This window comes from Aeromonas sp. OTU364, assembly GCF_038440395.1.
Lineage (GTDB): Bacteria > Pseudomonadota > Gammaproteobacteria > Enterobacterales > Aeromonadaceae > Aeromonas.
Genome location: NZ_JASATR010000018.1, coordinates 15,257 through 34,912, shown reverse-complemented (window position 1 = coordinate 34,912; position 19,656 = coordinate 15,257). Strand labels below are relative to the sequence as shown.

Sequence of the window (19,656 nt, the reverse complement as noted above, 5' to 3'; positions counted from 1 at the left end):
GCTTATCGATGACGCATATGTTCACAAGGATGATGGTGGGGGCCCTGCTGCTGGCAGGGGGGCTGCCCGCGCTGGCACAAGACAAGATGGTGACCCTGGCGGATGTAACCCAGGGGGAGGCGGGGGCCAGCATCTGGGTCAGCGGCACTGTGGCGAGCCGCCAGCAGGCGGCGCTCAGCGCCGAGGTGAGCGGCCGGGTGGAGTGGATTGCCGAGTTCGGCAGCCGGGTGAAGGCGGGGGACGAGCTGCTGCGCCTGGACAGCGCGACCCTGCGCCTCTCCCTGGAGCAGTCCCGGGCCGAGCAGGCGAGAGAGGCGAGCAACCTGCGCTACGCCCGCGCCGAGTTCCAGCGCCTGGATCGGTTGCACCAGCAGAAGAGTGCCTCCCAGAGCCAGTACGACAAGGCGCGCTATGACGTGGAGCAGGCGGAGCTGGCCGAGCAGCTGGCCCGGGTGCAGGTGCGCCAGATCGAGGCGCAGTTGCAAAGGACCCACATCTTCGCTCCCTTCGACGGTGTGGTGAACGAGCACTTCATCCAGCCGGGGGAGCACGTGGACGCGGGCGAGCGGGCGCTGGAGCTGGTCAACCCGGCGCAGCCTGACATCCGGCTGCGGGCACCCATCGTCTGGGCCAGCCAGCTGGAAGCAAAGGCCAGGTTGCGGGTGGAAGGGGAGCAGCTCAGCGGCCACGCCGTCTATTACCAGCGGGCGGCGAGCGCCGATCCCAAGTCGCGCCTCATCGAGCTGCGGCTCAGGCCAGAGCCGGGCCGCTTCATCATAGGCTCGCCGGTGCGGGTGGCGTTGCCCCTGGGAGAGCAGCAGACCATGCTGCTGCCACGGGATGCCCTGGTGCTCGGCACCGAGGGGAACGTGGTCTATCAGGTGGAGCAGCACGGCGAGGCGCTGACCGTGAACCGGGTGCCGGTGACAGTGCTGTTCGGCGACAGCCGGCAGGTGGCGGTGAGCGGGGCGCTCAAGCAGGGGGACAGGGTGGTGGTGCGCGGCGCCGGCAGCCTGCAGGATGGCGACAAGGTGGCGCTGTTTCGTGGCTGAACCAGGTTTGGCGCCATAAAAAACGGCTCCCGCGGGAGCCGTTTTTGGTGCCGGTGAAGGGGAATTACTCGACCATCATCACCTTGCAGGTATTGGTACTGCCCACGGTTTCCATCTTGTCGCCGTGAGTCAGCAGCACCATGTCGCCGCTCTGGACCAGGCCCTTGGCCTTGAGCACGTCCAGTGCCTCGCGGCACACCTCGTAGACAGGTTTGCTCTCGTCCCCGTCGAACAGCACAGGGGTGACGCCGCGATAGAGGTTGGTCCAGGCCAGCGTCTTGTTGTGGGGGGACATGGCGAAGATCGGCAGGCCGGAGCTGATGCGGGACATCAGCAGCGGTGTGGTGCCGGACTCGGTCAGTGCCACTATCGCCTTGACCCCTTCCAGGTGGTTGGCGGCATACATGGTGGACATGGCCACGGCCTCTTCCACCGAGGTGAAGGTGTAGCTCATGCGGTGGTTGGAGACGTTCAGGCTAGGGTGCTTCTCGGCGCCCACGCAGACGCTGGCCATGGAGGTGACCGTCTCGATGGGGAACTGGCCGGCGGCGGTCTCTGCGGAGAGCATCACCGCATCTGTACCGTCCAGCACGGCGTTGGCCACGTCCATGACTTCGGCACGGGTCGGCAGCGGCGCGTTGATCATGGACTCCATCATCTGGGTCGCGGTGATGACCACGCGGTTCAGGCGGCGGGAGTGGCGAATGAGCTTCTTCTGCACGCCCACCAGCTCGGGGTCGCCTATCTCGACGCCGAGATCACCCCGGGCCACCATGACGGCGTCGGAGCCGAGGATGATGTCTTCCATCGCCTCGTCGCTGGCGACGGTCTCGGCGCGCTCGACCTTGGCCACTATCTTGGCGTTGGAGCCGGCTTCGCGGGCCAGCTCGCGGGCGTAGCGCAGATCATCGCCGCTGCGGGGGAAGGAGACCGCCAGGTAGTCCACGTTCATGCGGGCGGCGGTCTTGATGTCTTCCTTGTCCTTCTCGGTCAGGGCCGGTGCGGAGAGACCACCCCCTTTCTTGTTGATGCCCTTGTTGTTGGAGAGGGGGCCCGCCACTGTCACTGTGGTGTGGATGCGGGTGCCTTCGACCTGCTCGACTTTCAGTTGCACGCGGCCATCGTCCAGCAACAGGATGTCGCCGGCCACCACGTCGTTTGGCAGGCTCTTGTAGTCGATGCCGACCTGCTCCTGGCAGCCTTCGCCCTTGCCGAGGGCGGCATCGAGGATGAACTTGTCACCGATGGCGAGATAGACCTTGCCATCCTTGAAGGTGGAAACGCGGATCTTGGGGCCTTGCAGGTCCCCCATGATGGCCACATGACGGCCCAGCTTGGCGGCGATTTCACGCACCTGGTTGGCGCGCAGGATATGATCTTCAGGAGTGCCGTGAGAGAAGTTCATCCGCACCATGTCGGCCCCGGCGCGAATGATCCCCTCGAGGATGCCGTCGCGATCGGTCGCCGGACCGAGTGTGGTTACAATCTTTGTACGTCTTGGCATGAAAGACTCCGATGTGAAGTTGATATGACTTGAAATACTGCCCCGTCAAGCATGTGGCATGGTGCCTGCTTGCAGGCCATCTGAGTGGCCTTGTGTTATTAAATTACGATACTACACCAAGCCCGGTGGCATAGACAGTCGGGGGCGGACCCCCGAATGATTCAGGAATTATGCGGGGTATCAAAGCGGGATTCGCGCAAACCTTCTTTGACTTTCTTCAGGTTTTCGCGAAATTTCATGCCACGGCGCAGGGTGAAGCCGGTTGCCAGCACGTCCACCAGGGCGAGCTGGGCGATGCGCGACGCCATGGGCATGTAGACGTCGGTGTCTTCCGGCACGTCCATGGAGAGCACCAGGTTGCACTCGCGGGCCAGGGGGGAATCCTTGGCGGTCATGCCGATCACGGTGGCATCGTTTTCACGGGCCAGGGCCGCGATTTCCACCAGCGCCTTGGTGCGGCCGGTGTGGGAGATCAGCACCACCACATCCCCTTCGCTGCTGTTGATGCAGCTCATGCGCATCATGACGATGTCGTCGAAACTCACCACGGGGATGTTGAAGCGGAAGAACTTGTTCTGGGCATCGCGGGCCACGGCGGAAGAGGCGCCCAGGCCGAAGAAGCTGATCTTCTTGGACTGGGTCAGGATGTCGACGCAGCGGTTGATGGCGGAGATGTCCAGGCTGTTCTTGGCGGCATCGAGGCAGGCCATGGTGGATTCGAAGATCTTGGCGGTATAGGTGTCGGGCCCGTCTTCCGCTTCCACGTGGCGGTTCACATAGGGGGTGCCGTTGGCCAGGCTCTGGGCCAGGTGCAGCTTGAAGTCGGGGAAGCCCTTGGTATCGAGGCGACGGCAGAAGCGATTGACGGTCGGTTCGCTGACATCGGCCAGCTTGGCGAGGGTGGCAATGCTGGAGTGAATGGCGGTCTGGGGCGACGCCAGGATCACTTCAGCCACCTTACGCTCTGATTTACTGAAACTTTCCAAATTGTTCGTAATTTTATCGAGGGTATTCATCATTACCACCAGGCATTTTTGTAATTTAACTTCAGTGTCTGTGCACTAAATTCACAGCTCAAGCAGGTTTCCAATCTACTTGATGACTATACAAGACAAGCGCTTATCGGAACTAATCTCGTCCCTACAAAGTATGACTCATGTCTAATTATTTCGTGCTTTTGGTTACAAACTTCCATCTGCCCCTTGAAAACGCTTACAAATGTTGCAAAGCAACAACACTGTGAGCGGGCGCACAGTTGCATTCATCCGACACGCCGCAAGGGAAGGGGCTCGGGTAGTATTGCAACCAAATAATTATGTCGGGACGGTAAGGGCCGCCCCGAGTCGGTAACGAAGGAGTTTGTTATGCAGCATACCCATGCGCTGGTGGGCGACGTAGGCGGTACCAATGCCCGGCTGGCCCTCTGCGAGCTGGCGACCGGCGCCATTTCCCAGGCAAAGACCTATTCCGGACTGGCCCACCCCAGCCTGGAGGCCGTGGTGCGCCTCTATCTGGAGGAGCATGGCGTCAAGGTGGGCGAGGCCTGCATCGCCATCGCCTGCCCCATCAACGGTGACTGGGTCGCCATGACCAACCACAGCTGGGAGTTCTCCATCCGCGAGATGCAGACCAACCTCGGCCTGGATCGCCTGCAGGTGATCAACGATTTCACCGCCGTCTCCATGGCGGTGCCCGTGCTCGGTGAGAGTGACCGCATCCAGCTGGGGGGCGCCGCGCCCGTGGCCGGCAAGCCCATCGCCATCTATGGCGCAGGCACCGGCCTTGGGGTGGCGCACCTGGTGCAGGCCGGCGAGCAGTGGCTCAGTCTGCCGGGGGAGGGCGGCCACGTGGACTTCGCCGCCAACACGGAAGAGGAGGATGCGGTGCTGCAGGTGATGCGTGGCGAACTGGGCCATGTGTCGGCGGAGCGTTTCCTCTCGGGCCCTGGACTGGTCAATCTCTATCGCGGCCTGGTCAAATCAGATGGCCGTGAACCCGAGCCCTTTGCCCCCAAGGACATCACAGAGCGGGCGCTGGCGGGGGATTGCCTCGATTGCCGCCGCACCCTGAGCCTGTTCTGCGTGCTTATGGGCCGCTTTGCCGGCAACCTGGCCCTCAACATGGGCACCTTCGGCGGCGTCTACATCGCCGGCGGCATAGTGCCGCGCTTCCAGGAGTTCTTCATCGGCTCAGGTTTTCGGGTCGCCTTCGAGGACAAGGGGCGCTTCAAGCCTTATCTCAAAGAGATTCCGGTGTTCCTCATCACCCATGAAGGCCCGGGGCTGCTCGGGGCGGGGGCCTATCTGCGCCAGTCCCTCGGGATCCGCCTCTGAGGCGGATAAAGAATGCGCAAATGGTTCAGTCCCGATTCAGTGACCATGGCGTAGAGTGACATCACGTACTCAAGAGGACAGGGTTTCATAGGGAATTGGAAGCTGTCTTCATCCGCTGGGTGCGAATTGTCACCTGACAAGCCTGAACTGTTTCACCGGCCCTTGCGGCCGGTTTTTTTATGTCTGTCCACCTGATGTCGTGGCATTCCCCCTATGAGGGAACCATAGGTGACGCCGTATCCAGGAGGATGTGGCAGAGCCGGTGAACCCTCATAAAGTGGTCTGAGAATGATGGAAGGATCTGCAAGCTGCTGGATACAGGCAGGGCAGAGTCTGCATGGAGAAGGAAGGCCCATGGCATGGGCCCGTATCGCGGTATCAGGGGAGGGTGATATGGAATCTGGCGCCGCCGAGCGGTGACTCGTCCACCCGGATCTTGCCGCCATAGCTGTGCACGATTTCGGTCACCACCGCGAGCCCTATCCCCTGGCCGGGGGAGCTGTCCGCCCGCACGCCGCGCTGGAAGATCTGCTGCGACTTGCCGGGGTCTATGCCGGGGCCGTCGTCTTCCACCACGATGAGCAGGCCGCTGCCCTGGCGGTTGACCCTTACCTGGATCTCGCTGATGGCGAACTTGCAGGCGTTGTCGAGCAGGTTGCCCATCAGCTCCATCAGGTCGCCCTGTTCACCGTGAAAGAAGACATCGTCATCAAACTGGAAGCCGGTTTGCAGCTTCTTGTGGCGGTAGACCTTGGTGAGGCTGGCCAGCAGCTTCTCGATAAGGGGCACCGGCTCGGTACCCTTGCTGGCAAGGCGTTTTCGTCCGGTGACGGCACGGCGCAGCTGGTACTGGATGATCTGATCCATGGTGGTGATCTGCTCACTGATATTGTCATGGATATCGTGGCCGAGCTTGAGCTCCTGGGCGGTGATCTGGATGAGCGCCAGCCGGGTTTTCAGGCTGTGGGCCAGATCGTTCAGGGCGTGCTGGTAACGCTGGGTCTGCTGGCGCTCGTTTTCCAGCAGCTGGTTGACCGACTCGGTCAGCGGTGTCAGCTCCCGCTCGTAGTCGTTGGAGAGCGACTCACGGGAGCCTGCGCGGATCTCGTCAATCTGCCGCGCCATGGTGCGCAGGGAGGAGAGACTCCAGAAGCTGGTCAGCAGCAGCAGGGCCCCGAGCAGGCAATAGGAGAGCAGCGCCTGACGAATGCAGCGGTAGAGATACTCCCTGGTCTGGGCCTGGTAACGCTTGGCGGAATCGACCATGACCACGTAGTAGGTGGTGGGGCCGTCGCCGTGGTTGCGCAGGAAACGCAGGCTGTAGATGAAGTAGCTCTCGCCGTTCTTGATGGTGTGCAGCTTGAAGAAATAGTCCTGATCCAGGCCGCCAAGGTATTTCATCAGATCCCGGCAGATGGTCTCCTTGATGGTGATCACCTCCGGCATGTGCAGGCTGGACCAGCTCAGCTCACCGTCGGATCGGCAGATCAGGGTGTCGAGATTGGGGTCGATGGCATCCGGGGTGATGTTGCCGAGATCCGTGATGGCATGGGGATCGGGTTGCTTGGAGGAGAAGAGCTTGGAGAGATTCTCCTGCATGCGGATGCTGGCCTTCTGCGCCTGCTCCTCGGCGTGGCCAAGATAGAGGATATAGACGGAGAAGGTCATGATGAGCGCGATGACCAGCATGGCGCTCAGCATCAGCTTGAGGTGCAGCGAGCGGCGGATCAGTTGCATGGGATGCAGCATGAAACGGGGCATCAGCTGCAGGAGAGGTTGAAGATGTAACCCTGGCGACGGATGGTGGAGATGGGGGCAATGACCCCTTCCGGATCCAGCTTCTTGCGCAGTCGGCTCACCATCACCTCTATGGTGTTGGGATCCCCTTCGCCATCGCCATAGAGCTGATCGAGCAATTGCTGCTTGGAAACCACCTGGCGGGCGTTGCGCATCAGGTATTCCAGGATCAGATACTCGAAACTGGTGAGCACAGTGACTTCGCCGGCGACGGTGAGCTCCTTGCGGGAGAGATCCAGCTCGTAGTCACCCGCCTTCACCCTGGGGGAGATGAAACCGGCGCTGCGACGCACCAGGGCATTGAGGCGGGCGAGCAGCTCGTCTTTCTGGAAGGGCTTGACCAGATAGTCGTCGGCGCCGGCCTCCAGACCTTCCACCTTGTCTTGCCAGTTGCCCCGGGCCGTCAGGACTATGATGGGGAAGGGGATCTGCTGCTCGCGCAGCCGGCTGATGAGCTGCAGACCGTCCATGTCAGGCAGGCCCAGATCGATGATGCCCACGTCGATGGGGTAGTCGGCCGCATAGTGCAGCGCCACCTGGGCACTGTCGGTGCTGTGGACTTGATTCTGGGCCTCGGTCAACAGCGTGGTGAGGTGATGATTGAGCAGCTTGTCGTCTTCGACCAGTAGGATTTTCATAAGATGCATGATGATAAGGGTCCAGGCTGTCAATTAGAGGGTGTCTAAGGGGGAGAGTCAACGTGGATCCTACATAACCCCCCTGTATCGGGACTGAATCGTGCCTGCCTTTATTGTCATCACCCCGCCTCACTCCGTGACCAGGCTGATCCATGACCCCTCAATCAAAGCTATCGGCAACCTGGGGCTCACCCAGCACTTCAGTATCAGGGGTTGCGACTGTTCCTATCGCACGGGCCGGGACCGAGAAATCCTCATGCTTTAGGCGGATTACCGCGTGGAGACCATGCCTGGCAACACAATCTTAGCTCTGATGTCGCGTCCACTCACATTGTTTGTAAGAATTTGAAAACAAGTGACTTTTCTCTTCTATAATAGCAACGGTCAGGTAAGGTTATGTCTCTCATTGTTGGGCTTAGGGTTCTTTGGTGGAGTGTTAACAATAACTAAAAAGACACATATGAGCCCACTATAGGCATCTAGCCTGCGATGTTTTGACTGTTCATCCCCGGGTCAAACGAGATAGAATCTGGCCCAAAATCGGGTTAACTGCCCAAGATGTGGGCAATGCAGGCGCCAGTAATGCCTGGTGAGCAATGTGATGTGACGCCATTGTCAAACATCAAGTAAAACAAGAAGCTGGAGGATATGATGACCAACAGCGCGCACAATCAGGTTAAAAAGCAGCGTATTGGGAGCTGTAACTCAAGGGCGGTAGCTAACAAAGTTGACAGAAAATCGGCATACTTTGACGGTTTTTTATTTCCTCTTATTTGTTATTGAACTGCCTGCCTCCTGCCTTGAGCTGGGTGTTTTTTATTCGACAATCCTGTTCACCACAACTCACTAGCCTTGCATGAATATCTATTGATATGAAAATCCTTGTTACCGGAGGTGCCGGTTTTATCGGCTCGGCTGTGGTACGCCATATCATTGGCCATACTCAGAATTCCGTCGTCAACCTCGATAAACTGACCTATGCAGGCAATCTGGCATCCTTGACGAATGTGGCCGATAGCGAACGCTATGCGTTCGAGCAGGTAGATATCTGCAACCGCTCCGAGCTGGATCGCGTCTTTGCCGCCCACCAACCCGATGCAGTGATGCACCTGGCGGCAGAGAGCCACGTCGATCGCTCCATCACCGGCTCTGCCGATTTCATCAAGACCAATATCGTCGGCACCTATATGTTGCTGGAAGCCGCCCGTGCCTATTGGAATGGCCTGGACGAGCTGCGCCAGCGCGCTTTTCGTTTCCATCATGTATCCACCGACGAAGTGTATGGGGACCTACCTCATCCAGATGAGGTGAGTGCTGAGCACCCTCTGTGGAACGAGCCGCTGCCGCTCTTTACCGAGAGATCGCCCTACACGCCCAGCAGCCCCTATTCTGCCGCCAAGGCATCGAGCGATCATCTGGTGCGCGCCTGGCTCCGAACCTATGGACTGCCAATTCTGGTGACCAACTGTTCAAACAATTACGGGCCCTGGCAGCATGCAGAGAAGCTGATCCCGCAAACCATCAGTCATGCACTGGCTGGCAAACCGATCCCCCTCTATGGTAAGGGCGACCAGATCCGTGACTGGCTCTATGTGGAAGACCACGTCCACGCCCTTTGCCTGGTGCTGTCAAAAGGGAAGGTTGGTGAGACCTACAACATCGGTGGTCACAACGAAAAACGGAATCTGGAGGTGGTGCATGCCATCTGCGATCAGCTTGATGAACTGATACCCAAGGCCGGTTCCTATCGAGAGCAGATCATTCACGTGGCGGATCGCCCTGGCCATGATCGTCGCTATGCCATCGATGCCAGCAAGATGGCTTCGGAGTTGAAATGGCTACCGCAGCACAGCTTTGAGTCAGGAATACGCAAGACAATCACCTGGTATCTCGCTCAAGTTTGAGAAATTGATTGAATTCATTGTTGACGTATTTGCATGTCCTTCCCGGACTGAACTTCAGATTGGTATCTTTAATATGAAGAATAATATTTTGAGTCTCATCGGTCGTAACAAAGACCTGTTCGTTGATGACATTTGTAAAAATGAGCAAAAGCTGTCTGAGATCGTCAGCCAGTCCCGTTTTCTTGTTCTTGGTGGCGCTGGTTCTATTGGACAGGCGGTGACCAAGGAAATATTCAAGAGAAACCCCCGTAAGCTGCATGTGGTGGACATCAGTGAGAACAATATGGTCGAGCTGGTGCGCGATATCCGCAGCTCGTTCGGGTATATCGATGGTGATTTCCAGACGTTCGCGCTGGATATCGGCTCCATTGAGTATGATGCCTTTATCAAAGCCGACGGCGCCTATGATTACGTGCTCAATCTTTCTGCCCTCAAGCATGTACGCAGCGAGAAAGACCCCTTCACCTTGATGCGCATGATCGATGTCAACGTGTTCAACACGGACAAAACCATCCAGCAATCCATCGACATGGGGGTGAAGAAGTACTTCTGTGTCTCGACAGACAAGGCGGCGAACCCGGTCAACATGATGGGGGCCTCCAAACGCATCATGGAGATGTTCCTGATGCGCCGCAGCGAGCAGATTGCCATTTCAACCGCTCGTTTTGCCAACGTGGCCTTTTCCGACGGTTCCTTGTTGCACGGCTTCAACCAGCGGTTGCAAAAGCGTCAGCCTATCGTCGCCCCCAGTGACATCAAGCGTTACTTCGTGACGCCCCAGGAGTCTGGTGAGCTGTGCCTGATGTCCTGCATCTTCGGTGAGAATCGGGATATCTTCTTCCCCAAGCTCAGCGAGTCCCTGCACCTCATTACTTTCGCCGAAATCGCCGTGAAGTATCTGGAGCAGCATGGTTACAAGCCGTATCTGTGCAAGGACGAGGATGAAGCCAGAACCATGATGGCGAGCCTGCCTGAGCAGGGGATGTGGCCTTGTCTCTTCACCGAGAGCGATACCACGGGTGAAAAAGACTTCGAAGAGTTCTTCACCGACAAGGAAGTGCTGGATATGGCCCGGTTCGAGAACCTGGGCATCATCAAGAATGAACCCTCATATCAGAATGATCTGCTCAACCATTTCGAACAGACCATTGCGGCCATGAAAACAAAACGCGCTTGGGACAAGAGCGAGATCGTCGAGCTGTTCTTCACCATGATCCCGGATTTTGGTCATAAAGAAACAGGCAAATATCTCGACGGCAAGATGTAAGGGATCGGTATGCATACTCAATTGATTCGTTTTATTCGTGATACCTACAAAACCGATGACTTCATTCCTCTTCACGCCCCGACGTTTGCCGGCAATGAACGTCAATATGTGCTCGATACCCTGGAAAGCACCTTCGTTTCCAGTGTGGGCGCCTATGTCGAGCAGTTCGAACAGCAAATAGCCACCTTTACCGGTTCTGCCCGTGCCATTGCCACCATGAACGGCACGGCGGCGTTGCATATCGCCCTCTACATGGCAGGTGTGCAGGCAGGCGATCTGGTGATCACTCAGCCCCTGACCTTCGTGGCGACCTGCAATGCCTTGTATCACATGGGCGCAGAGCCCGTGTTCGTCGATGTGTCACGCCAGAGCCTGGGTCTGTGTCCCGTTGCCCTTGCCAGCTGGCTGGATGAGCATGCCCAACGCACCGAGACAGGTGCCATTCACAAGGCAAGCGGGCGCCCTCTGAAAGCCGTTGTGCCCATGCACACCTTTGGTCATCCGGTTGAACTCGATGAGCTTCAGGCCGTGTGCCAGGCCTGGGGCATCGCCCTGGTGGAAGATGCTGCCGAGAGCCTGGGTTCCTACTACAAAGGCAAACACACGGGGACGCTGAGCGCATTTTCGGCCCTGAGCTTCAATGGCAACAAGATCATCACCACGGGTGGTGGCGGCATGGTGCTCTGCCAGAATGCCGAACAGGGGGCGCGCACCAAGCACATCACCACCACCGCCAAGGTGCCCCATCCGTTCGAGTTCTATCATGACGAGCCTGGCTTCAACTACCGCATGCCTAATCTGAATGCGGCCCTCGGATGTGCACAGATGGAAGCCCTGCCGCAATTCCTGGCGCAAAAGCGGGCGCTGGCCATGCACTATGCCGAGTTCTTCAAGGATCAGGCATGCCAGTTTGTGACCGAGCCTTCCTATGGGCGTTCCAATTACTGGCTCAATGCGATTGTCTGTGAAGATCAAACCCAGCGGGATACGTTGCTGACCGAGCTGAACAAGGCTGGCGTCATGACCCGGCCCGTATGGAAGCTGATGCATCGTCTGCCCATGTTCTCCCATGCCCTGTGCGGGGAGCTGAAGAACGCCGAGTGGTTGGAAGCCCATCTGATCAACCTGCCCAGCTCGCCTGTCGAGGTCTGAACATGGCCAATACCATCGCCGTCTTTACCGGTACCCGCGCCGAATACGGGCTGCTCTATTGGTTGATGAAAGACATTGCCGCCGATCCCGATCTGGAGCTCAAGCTGATCGTCTCGGGTACGCACTTGTCCCCCGAGTTCGGTCTGACTTATCAGCAGATAGAGCAAGATGGATTCAAGATCGATGAGCGCATCGAGATGCTGCTCTCCTCCGATACCTCTGTGGGTGTGGTCAAAAGCATGGGAGTGGCCTTGCTCGGGCTGGCAGATGCATTGGCCCGGTTGCAACCGGATGTACTGGTGATACTGGGAGATCGCTTCGAAGCGCTGGCGGCCGCCCAGGCGGCCATGTTGCAGCGCATACCGGTAGCACACCTCCATGGTGGTGAGATCACCGAGGGGGCTTATGACGACGCCATTCGCCATGCCATTACCAAGTTGAGCTACCTGCACTTCACTGCCGCCGAGCCCTATCGGCAGCGCGTCATCCAGTTGGGTGAAGCGCCGGAGCGGGTGTTCAACGTAGGCGCTGTCGGTCTGGATCACATCATCAAGACCCCGCTGCTGTCCATGGACGAGTTGCAATCTTCCCTTGGGTTTACGCTGGACTCACCGTTCTTCGTGGTGACCTATCACCCCGTGACTCTGGCCGATGAACCGGCCAAGGAGAGTTTCAGTGCCTTGCTGGCGGCGTTGGATAACTATCCCGACCATCAGGTCATCCTGACGTATCCGAATGCAGATGACGGTGGTCGAGCCATCATTCCACTGCTTGAGCAGTATGCGGCAGCCAATCCAGCACGCGTGCTGGCCATCCCATCTCTGGGTTACAAGCGTTACCTGAGCGCGGTGAAACACTGTGCCGCCGTGATTGGCAACTCGTCGAGCGGCATCATCGAAGTGCCCTCTCTGGGTGTTCCGACCATCAATATCGGTCAGCGTCAACAAGGGCGCCTAGCAGCGAAGAGCGTGCTGCATTGCGAGGCGAAGGCTGCGGTCATTACGCAATGTATTGCCCAGGCTCTGCAACCGATGGCTCCGGATGCTTATGTCAATCCTTATGGTGCTGGGGATGCCAGCAACCAGATCCTGGCGTGTCTGAAACACTTTTCTGCTCCCACCATCAAACAGTTCCATGATCTCGACAGGAGTCCGTCACCATGATCCGAATCATCGCCGAAGCCGGCGTCAACCATAATGGCGACGAAGCACTCGCCGTGGCGCTGATCGATGCCGCCTACCAGGCAGGCGTCGATGTCGTCAAGTTTCAGACCTTCAAGGCGGCCAATCTGGTGACCCGTCAAGCCAAACAGGCTGCTTATCAGACCGCCAATACCGGCAAGGAAGAGAGCCAGTTTGCCATGCTCTCCCGCCTCGAACTCTCGTTCGATGCCCATCTTCGCCTGATCGCCCATTGCGAGTCGCTCGGCATCGAGTTTCTGTCTACCGCCTTCGATACCGAGAGCCTGGACTTCCTGGTGAACCGGTTGAAGTTGCAGACATTGAAGATCCCTTCCGGGGAACTGACCAATGCTCCCTTCGTACTGGCCCATGCCCGCACCGGCTGCGAGTTGATCGTCTCGACCGGCATGGCCACGTTGGCAGAAGTGGAAGCGGCTCTGGGGGTGATCGCCTTCGGTTTGACGGCTCCTCTTGATGCTCAACCTGGGGAGGCTGCCTTCATGGCTGCCTATGCCAGCGAGGCCGGTCAGGCGGCACTGGCCAGCAAGGTCACCCTGCTCCATTGCACCACCGAGTATCCGGCGCCCATGGTGGATATCAACCTCAAAGCCATGGATACCCTGTCTCACGCATTCCGGTTGCCGGTCGGTTATTCGGATCACAGTCAGGGCATCACCATCCCTGTGGCGGCAGTAGCCCGGGGAGCCTGCCTCATCGAGAAGCACTTCACGCTGGATCGCAACATGGAAGGGCCTGATCACAAGGCTTCTCTTGAACCCGATGAGCTGGCCGCCATGGTGAAAGGGATCCGCGATGTGGAGCTGGCACTGGGGGATGGCATCAAGGGGCCGCGCCCGAGCGAGATCAAGAACAAGGAGATCGCACGCAAGAGCCTGGTGGCTGCCTGCGACATTGAAAAGGGCGCCATCCTCTGCACCGACAACCTCGCCATCAAGCGTCCGGGTGACGGCATGAGCCCCTATGCCTACTGGCAGCTTCTGGGGCAACCAGCGAAGCGTGCCTATCAGGCGGGTGAACCTATCCGTGAATAAACCGGTCATCGTCCTCGGGGCTGGCGGACATGCCTCCGTGCTGGTCGACATGCTGCGCGGCCAGGGAGTGGTTCCTCTCGCGCTGGTTGCGCCCGCCACAGGTGCTCCGCGCGCCGTGCTGGCAGATATTCCCCTCTGGCACGACGAGGCTCAGATATTGACTCATCACCCGGATGAGGTGGAGTTGATCAACGGTATCGGCTCCTTGCCGGGCAACCCGTTGCGGGCCGAGCTGTTTGCCCGTTATCACGCCCTCGGCTACCGTTTTGCCGGGGTCGTCAGCACGAAGGCCATGGTCTCTGATTACGCCGTGCTGGAAGAGGGTGTCCAGGTCATGACGGGGGCGATCATTCAGGCTGGCACCCGGATAGGCGCCAACAGCATCATCAATACCGGCGCCATCGTAGATCACGACTGCCACCTGGGGAGTGACAATCATGTCGCACCGGGTGCCGTGCTCTCCGGCGGGGTGGTGACAGGCGAGCGAGTCCATATCGGCACGGGGGCCGCCGTGATCCAGGGCATATCGATTGACGCTGATGCCGTGGTGGGGGCTGGCGCCACGCTGACGCGCCCTCTTGGAGAAAAGCAGATTGCATACGTTGCCCGTGGCAGCGTTATGCCTATCAAGCAGTAAAGGATGGATTGGATGAGCAAAAATTGGGAAAAAGTGGTGCTGTCACCCGAACGTTCGGTGCGTGATGCTCTGGCCGTGATCAATGCGGAGGCGCTGCGGGTCTGTCTGGTCGTGGATGAAGAACAGCATCTGCTGGGGGTGGTCACTGACGGTGATATCCGTCGTGCCATCCTGAACAATGTGGCCCTGACGCAAAGCGTCACGGCGGTGATGAACACCACCCCCATCACCGTCTCTGCCAAGATGGCCCGCACAGAATTATTGGAGCTCATGCACGAGCGCAGCATTCTTTCCCTGCCGGTAGTCGATGAAGCCGGTAGGCTGATCGGACTGGAAACCTGGGAGCAGGCTGCACAAACACCGAGCTACGACAACCCCGTCTTCATCATGGCGGGTGGGTTTGGCACCCGGCTGCGCCCGCTCACCGACAGCTGCCCCAAACCCATGCTCAAGGTGGGCGACAAACCCATTCTGGAAACTCTGCTCAGTCAGTTTCTCAAGGCGGGTTTCAAAAATATCTACATCTCCACCCACTATATGCCCGAGCAGATCACCGATTATTTTGGCGATGGCTCAGCCTGGGGGGCCAATATTCGCTACGTGCATGAAGAGATGCCGTTAGGCACAGGCGGCGCGCTGGGGCTGTTGCCTGCCGACATCCCCACCTTGCCACTCATCATGATCAATGGTGATGTACTGACCACGGTGGATTTCAATCGTCTGCTCGATTTCCATAACAAATACCTGCCTGTGGCCACCATGTGCGTTCGCGAATATGACTATCAGATCCCCTATGGGGTGATCAGCGGAGACGGACACCGCATCCTCGAGATGCAGGAAAAACCCATTCAACGCTATTTTGTCAATGCGGGAATTTATGTGGTCAGTCCAGAATTATTCATGAATGTCCCAAGGCAAGAGCGAATCGATATGCCGACACTGCTTGAGCAGCAAATTGCCAAGCAGGAAGATGTGTTGATGTTTCCCATTCACGAATACTGGCTCGATATCGGCCGTATGGATGATTTCCACAAGGCTCAGCTCGATATCAAGGGGTTGGTATAATGTCCCTGAATATTGCAATTATTCCTGCCCGAGGTGGCAGTAAACGCCTGCCTGGAAAGAATATTAAGCCGCTGGCAGGCAAACCACTCATCCGCTGGACAACGCAGGCCGCACTCGCCAGCGGTGAGTTTGACATGGTGATCGTCAGCACAGATAGTCAAGCGATAGCCGATATTGCGATGCAAGATGCTGGTGTAATATTTCCAGGATTGCGTCCCGCTGAGCTTGCCAGTGATACGGCCACGACCAACGATGTAATCTCTCATGTTGTGCAATGGGTAGAAGAGCATCATTCGATGGTGGATATGGTTGCGATATTGCAGCCTACATCACCATTGCGTACGGCACAGCAAATAAAAGAGGCTGTAGCGTTATATAAGAATAAAAAAGCGACTGCAGTGGTTTCAGTTTGCGAACTGGAACATCCGGTTCAGTATTGCAATAGATTACCGGAAGACCATAGTTTGAATTATTTTATCACCCCTTCGGTTAATAAAAGGAGTCAGGAACTTGAGCCTTTCTATCGCCTGAATGGCGCTATTTATCTGTTTGACCGACAGCATGTCGGAGATCTGTCTGGTATCTACTGTGAAAATTCCTATGCATATCTGATGGATAAGAAGAGTTCTGTCGATATCGATGATGAGTTTGACTTTATACTGGCAGAAGTAATAGAGCATCATATTTCAACATGAAAGTAGTTCATCTTTGCATTACCTATCGTCAATTGCTGATGGCAATTTGTGATGTACTCAAGACAGGTAGACATACAACGATAATTTGCCCCATTGATTATCAGTTTATCAATGGTCAGGTTCGCTATCGTCTTATGCGTGCCTATCCAGAAATTGAATTTCATTTTGTCAGGGAACAGTCACACATTGCTGCGTTTGCAACCCTGCCAGCTATGATGCCTAGTATTTTGCGCAGAAACGTCACGTTACAAGGCGGGATCTGTACACCTTCACAGTGGTGCCCGACTTTTTTGCGAGGGCAGCGTTTCGATATTGGCTACATCTATCACACCGGCCCTTTCTTGGCCAAAGTACTGCGTGGTCTCTGTAGTACCATAGTGTTGCGAGAGGATGGGTTGTCCAATTACGTCCCGCAGCCCTTGTCGGTCAAGAAAGCGGTGATCCGGGCCTGTTTCGGATTGCCATGGCGTGCCCAGGTGTGGGGAGATGAACCCTGGGTGACCTCTGTCGAAGCGGAGAATCCTGAAGCCTTGCCTGAGGTTATTCGCAGCAAGGCTGTGCCGTTGAAACTGATGGATCTGCTCTCATGTATTGATGATGTTCAGCGGTTGCGTCTCGCAACCATTTTTGGCCTCAACAAGTATATTGGCTTCAATGAGCCCAAAGGATGCCTTATTCTGACGCAGCCTGTCGATTTGGTCGGCATGTGCAGTGAGGCCGACAAGTTAACCCTCTACGCGCGTTTGGTTGATCTCTTCCGGGCTCAGGGCTATCGGGTATATTTGAAACACCATCCCAAAGAAGGGGCCTATCATATCGGGCATGATGTTGAGCAATTGCCGACGGCGTTTCCGATTGAACTATGGTCCTTTATCACTGGTCATCGTTTCGTCTATTGTATCGCTCTTTGCTCTACCGCTCTTGCGACTAATGAGATGAGGGTCGCCGAGCACCATATGCAGGTAGTACCAATAGAATATTTCAATGCCAGGCATGCCTCCCAGTGGCTGGGACTCGTCAACTCAATCGTGGTACCCTGATTCATGTCTTCTTCCTTGCGGCATATGCTTGGCCACTCATTCATTTTTATTGTGTTTGACGGGATCAACAAAGCGATTCCTTTTTTATTGCTTCCTTACCTGACACATCGCCTGGCTACAGCCGAGTTCGGGCTGCTCGAGCTGTTCAATACCTATGTAGCACTCCTGGTGCTGCTGATTATGTTTGGTGTCGATGGGTGGTGTTCTGCCCATTTCCACAAGCTGGAACGGCACGTTTTTTCCGGCATGCTGCGTTTGGGCTTGTTAAGCATCGCGGCCGTGTTTGTTGTGAGCATGCTGGTGATGATGTTTGTGGCAGATGATCCACGGTTTATCTTTGCACCGCTCTATGCCTTGGGAATGTGCCTGATCCAGATCAGAGCTATTTTGTATCGCTTTGAACTTAAAACGATCAAGGCATCGATATTGCTGTTTCTCAACGTAGCGGTCAGCTCACTACTGACAATTGCTGCCTTCGAATTGATGACTCCTGGGCTGACCTGGCGTTTGGCGGCATTGCTGTTACCCGTGATATGTCTTGGGAGTTTCTCTTGCTACTCACTCTGCCGTCAGTTTCCCGTATCATCCACGCCGAATGGCGGCGTCAGGGCCTTATGGAAATTTACCCTGCCCCTATTACCAAATGGTTTGATCAATTTTGTGAGATTTGGTGCTGATAGATTCTTTGTTGCGCATGTATTTGGAATTGTAAACCTTGCTGTATTTAGTGTAGGCTATCAATTATCCATGGTTGTAAATATCTTTATGCTTTCATTAAATCAGGCTACAATGCCATATGTCATGAAATTATTGGCTGTTGAAGACAAAAGAAGCATCAAACGTGTATTTTCGATTCAGTTACTTCTATTTCTTTTGTTTATATTAGCATTTTTTATTATATTGCCCTATATAGTACATTATTTATTCTCTCCTGAATATATTGAAGCTAAACACCTCACATTAATTTATATCCTATCCTATCCTTTTGTTTTTATAAGTATCATGTTGAGTAATGTTTTATTTTTCAAAGGAAAGACAGTGCATGTGCTTATGTCTACGACTATTTCATCTTTAACTCATATAGCCGGCTTGATATGGATACTATTTCTTGAAGAAAAAATGGATTATGTTCCTTACGTTTCATTATTATCTGCGGCAGTGTCATTGATGATTACAGTGCTTTTAATAAGAAAAATAAATAACAACGAGGTCAACATTGTACCTAAGTGATCCATACCTATTAGGTTTTAATGCAATTATTATTGCTAGCATGGCCATGCTAGTATTTATATACGCATTCAATAATGTATCTACCCCTCAACGTAGCCTCAACGAGTTTCTAGTTCTTCTCTTTTTTGTTTTTATTCTGATTGCATTTCGTACAAGAGGGTGGGATGTTGAACAATATTACAATGCATATAATAGTGTTAATGGCGAAGCTTTAGATTTTGATAGCTGGTTCGAACCCGGTTTTTTACTATTAAACTTTATTTTTAAATATATAGGTGCGCCATATTTTGTATTCAATGCAATGGTGTCTCTTATCCTCACTACACTTATTTTTCTCGCAGTAAAAGATAATGTAAGAAATGCCTATGTATTTTTATTTTTATTCTTTTTATTTTATTTTTTTCGAGGTCCATATGGACAAGTCAGGCAGGCAATATCAATTTTGGCTTTTATGATATCAGTCAAATATCTGATCCCTGAAAAAAGAAATTTACTGAAGTATTTTTTAATAAATACGATTGCATTAACATTTCATTCTGTATCGATAGTATCATTCATTGTTCCACTTGTTTCATACATATGGGTCGGTAGAAGAGCAATATACTGTCTGTGTTTACTTTTTATTATAATGATTTTATCCTTGATGATGTTCTCGTCAAATATCGGTGCTGTATTGTCATATGTAGGAGATGTACCCTATTTAAAAAAAGTGTACATATATGTGACGAACTTTTCTGCTTCAGGCAATATCTTTAATCCAGATACGACAAGAATAATTTTTTGTTTTTTAATGCTGATGTTTGCACCAGAGAGTTTCTATGATAAAGAATTACCTTTCGCAAAAATAAATAACCTGCATAGAGTGATATTCGTATTAGGTGCATCATTATATGCATTCCTTGCTTTTGATTTTAGAATGGCATCGCGAACAGCATCATTTTTTTATGTTTTTGATATTTTCATTTACACCAACTGTATGTTTTTGGTGCGTGATTTAACTAAGCGGATGCTATTGTTCTCTATTATTACTGTTGTTGGCTTTATTTATCTTATGTATGAATTTTACATGATGAGCGTTGGTGAAATAAAATATCAGTGGGGTTTTTGAT

16 protein-coding genes and 1 pseudogene are annotated in these 19,656 nt (G+C 54.8%); 13 read left to right on the top strand and 4 right to left on the bottom strand.

From position 1 onward, the window contains the following. The first annotated feature begins 8 nt into the window (after positions 1-8). The gene (locus AAHB08_RS16485) at positions 9-1,052 is read left to right on the top strand and encodes an efflux RND transporter periplasmic adaptor subunit (protein WP_342059531.1); all 1,044 of its coding nucleotides are present in this window, start codon (positions 9-11) and stop codon (positions 1,050-1,052) included. Positions 1,053-1,116: 64 nt separating this feature from the next. Here the strand turns inward: AAHB08_RS16485 and pyk are convergent, their stop codons facing one another. After that, positions 1,117-2,556 (bottom strand): pyruvate kinase, encoded by a 1,440-nt coding sequence (gene pyk / locus AAHB08_RS16480; protein ID WP_139744459.1) that lies wholly within the window; start codon positions 2,554-2,556, stop codon positions 1,117-1,119. A gap of 161 nt (positions 2,557-2,717) precedes the next feature. Beyond that, positions 2,718-3,572 (bottom strand): MurR/RpiR family transcriptional regulator, encoded by an 855-nt coding sequence (locus AAHB08_RS16475; RefSeq protein WP_167402227.1) that lies wholly within the window; start codon positions 3,570-3,572, stop codon positions 2,718-2,720. 348 nt (positions 3,573-3,920) lie between these two features. Between AAHB08_RS16475 and glk the strand changes: the two genes are divergently transcribed. Next, the gene (gene glk, locus AAHB08_RS16470; RefSeq protein WP_139434784.1) at positions 3,921-4,889 is read left to right on the top strand and encodes a glucokinase; all 969 of its coding nucleotides are present in this window, start codon (positions 3,921-3,923) and stop codon (positions 4,887-4,889) included. Positions 4,890-5,267: 378 nt separating this feature from the next. On the opposite strand, the gene AAHB08_RS16465 is transcribed toward glk, so the two are convergent. Together AAHB08_RS16465 and AAHB08_RS16460 are read right to left on the bottom strand one after the other, a co-directional pair. Continuing rightward, entirely contained in the window at positions 5,268-6,626 is a 1,359-nt protein-coding gene (locus AAHB08_RS16465; RefSeq protein WP_139434905.1) for an ATP-binding protein, read from the bottom strand. Positions 6,627-6,649: 23 nt separating this feature from the next. Beyond that, the gene (locus AAHB08_RS16460) at positions 6,650-7,324 is read right to left on the bottom strand and encodes a response regulator (protein ID WP_025327574.1); all 675 of its coding nucleotides are present in this window, start codon (positions 7,322-7,324) and stop codon (positions 6,650-6,652) included. A gap of 872 nt (positions 7,325-8,196) precedes the next feature. Between AAHB08_RS16460 and rfbB the strand changes: the two are divergent. From rfbB to AAHB08_RS16405, 11 genes and pseudogenes are all read left to right on the top strand, one after another. Next, a pseudogene (gene rfbB, locus AAHB08_RS16455) lies at positions 8,197-9,216 on the top strand (dTDP-glucose 4,6-dehydratase); the annotation flags it as partial. Positions 9,217-9,301: 85 nt separating this feature from the next. Next, entirely contained in the window at positions 9,302-10,495 is a 1,194-nt protein-coding gene (locus AAHB08_RS16450; RefSeq protein WP_342059530.1) for a UDP-N-acetylglucosamine 4,6-dehydratase, read from the top strand. 9 nt (positions 10,496-10,504) lie between these two features. Beyond that, positions 10,505-11,647, top strand: a complete 1,143-nt coding sequence (locus tag AAHB08_RS16445) for a LegC family aminotransferase (RefSeq protein ID WP_342059529.1) — start codon at positions 10,505-10,507, stop codon at positions 11,645-11,647. A gap of 2 nt (positions 11,648-11,649) precedes the next feature. Then, positions 11,650-12,810, top strand: coding sequence for a UDP-N-acetylglucosamine 2-epimerase (gene neuC / locus AAHB08_RS16440; RefSeq protein WP_342059528.1), 1,161 nt, complete (start codon positions 11,650-11,652; stop codon positions 12,808-12,810). Continuing rightward, complete coding sequence (neuB, locus tag AAHB08_RS16435) at positions 12,807-13,880, top strand: N-acetylneuraminate synthase (RefSeq protein WP_342059527.1); 1,074 nt, start codon at positions 12,807-12,809, stop codon at positions 13,878-13,880. Before neuC ends, neuB begins: the two co-directional genes overlap by 4 nt. Beyond that, positions 13,873-14,517: an acetyltransferase gene (locus tag AAHB08_RS16430; RefSeq protein ID WP_342059526.1), complete on the top strand. Its 645-nt coding sequence runs from the start codon at positions 13,873-13,875 to the stop codon at positions 14,515-14,517. Before neuB ends, AAHB08_RS16430 begins: the two co-directional genes overlap by 8 nt. Positions 14,518-14,529: 12 nt before the next feature. Continuing rightward, positions 14,530-15,582: a nucleotidyltransferase family protein gene (locus AAHB08_RS16425; RefSeq protein WP_342059525.1), complete on the top strand. Its 1,053-nt coding sequence runs from the start codon at positions 14,530-14,532 to the stop codon at positions 15,580-15,582. Continuing rightward, positions 15,582-16,277 carry an acylneuraminate cytidylyltransferase family protein gene (locus AAHB08_RS16420; protein ID WP_342059524.1) on the top strand — a complete coding sequence of 232 codons (696 nt, stop codon included), beginning with the start codon at positions 15,582-15,584 and terminating at the stop codon, positions 16,275-16,277. The genes AAHB08_RS16425 and AAHB08_RS16420 overlap by 1 nt, the downstream gene beginning before the upstream one ends. Beyond that, entirely contained in the window at positions 16,274-17,317 is a 1,044-nt protein-coding gene (locus tag AAHB08_RS16415; RefSeq protein WP_342059523.1) for a polysialyltransferase family glycosyltransferase, read from the top strand. The genes AAHB08_RS16420 and AAHB08_RS16415 overlap by 4 nt, the downstream gene beginning before the upstream one ends. Before the next feature lie 3 nt (positions 17,318-17,320). Further along, positions 17,321-18,547 carry a lipopolysaccharide biosynthesis protein gene (locus AAHB08_RS16410; protein ID WP_342059522.1) on the top strand — a complete coding sequence of 409 codons (1,227 nt, stop codon included), beginning with the start codon at positions 17,321-17,323 and terminating at the stop codon, positions 18,545-18,547. Further along, positions 18,534-19,655 (top strand): EpsG family protein, encoded by a 1,122-nt coding sequence (locus AAHB08_RS16405; protein WP_342059521.1) that lies wholly within the window; start codon positions 18,534-18,536, stop codon positions 19,653-19,655. The genes AAHB08_RS16410 and AAHB08_RS16405 overlap by 14 nt, the downstream gene beginning before the upstream one ends. Position 19,656 lies beyond the last annotated feature (1 nt).

Bases quoted from the DNA above. Each gene is read 5' to 3' on its own strand.
- AAHB08_RS16485 (WP_342059531.1), top strand. From the start codon at position 9: ATGACGCATATGTTCACAAGGATGATGGTGGGGGCCCTGCTGCTGGCA.
- pyk (WP_139744459.1), bottom strand. From the start codon at position 2,556: ATGCCAAGACGTACAAAGATTGTAACCACACTCGGTCCGGCGACCGAT.
- AAHB08_RS16475 (WP_167402227.1), bottom strand. From the start codon at position 3,572: ATGAATACCCTCGATAAAATTACGAACAATTTGGAAAGTTTCAGTAAA.
- glk (WP_139434784.1), top strand. From the start codon at position 3,921: ATGCAGCATACCCATGCGCTGGTGGGCGACGTAGGCGGTACCAATGCC.
- AAHB08_RS16465 (WP_139434905.1), bottom strand. From the start codon at position 6,626: ATGCAACTGATCCGCCGCTCGCTGCACCTCAAGCTGATGCTGAGCGCC.
- AAHB08_RS16460 (WP_025327574.1), bottom strand. From the start codon at position 7,324: ATGAAAATCCTACTGGTCGAAGACGACAAGCTGCTCAATCATCACCTC.
- AAHB08_RS16450 (WP_342059530.1), top strand. From the start codon at position 9,302: ATGAAGAATAATATTTTGAGTCTCATCGGTCGTAACAAAGACCTGTTC.
- AAHB08_RS16445 (WP_342059529.1), top strand. From the start codon at position 10,505: ATGCATACTCAATTGATTCGTTTTATTCGTGATACCTACAAAACCGAT.
- neuC (WP_342059528.1), top strand. From the start codon at position 11,650: ATGGCCAATACCATCGCCGTCTTTACCGGTACCCGCGCCGAATACGGG.
- neuB (WP_342059527.1), top strand. From the start codon at position 12,807: ATGATCCGAATCATCGCCGAAGCCGGCGTCAACCATAATGGCGACGAA.
- AAHB08_RS16425 (WP_342059525.1), top strand. From the start codon at position 14,530: ATGAGCAAAAATTGGGAAAAAGTGGTGCTGTCACCCGAACGTTCGGTG.
- AAHB08_RS16420 (WP_342059524.1), top strand. From the start codon at position 15,582: ATGTCCCTGAATATTGCAATTATTCCTGCCCGAGGTGGCAGTAAACGC.
- AAHB08_RS16415 (WP_342059523.1), top strand. From the start codon at position 16,274: ATGAAAGTAGTTCATCTTTGCATTACCTATCGTCAATTGCTGATGGCA.
- AAHB08_RS16410 (WP_342059522.1), top strand. From the start codon at position 17,321: ATGTCTTCTTCCTTGCGGCATATGCTTGGCCACTCATTCATTTTTATT.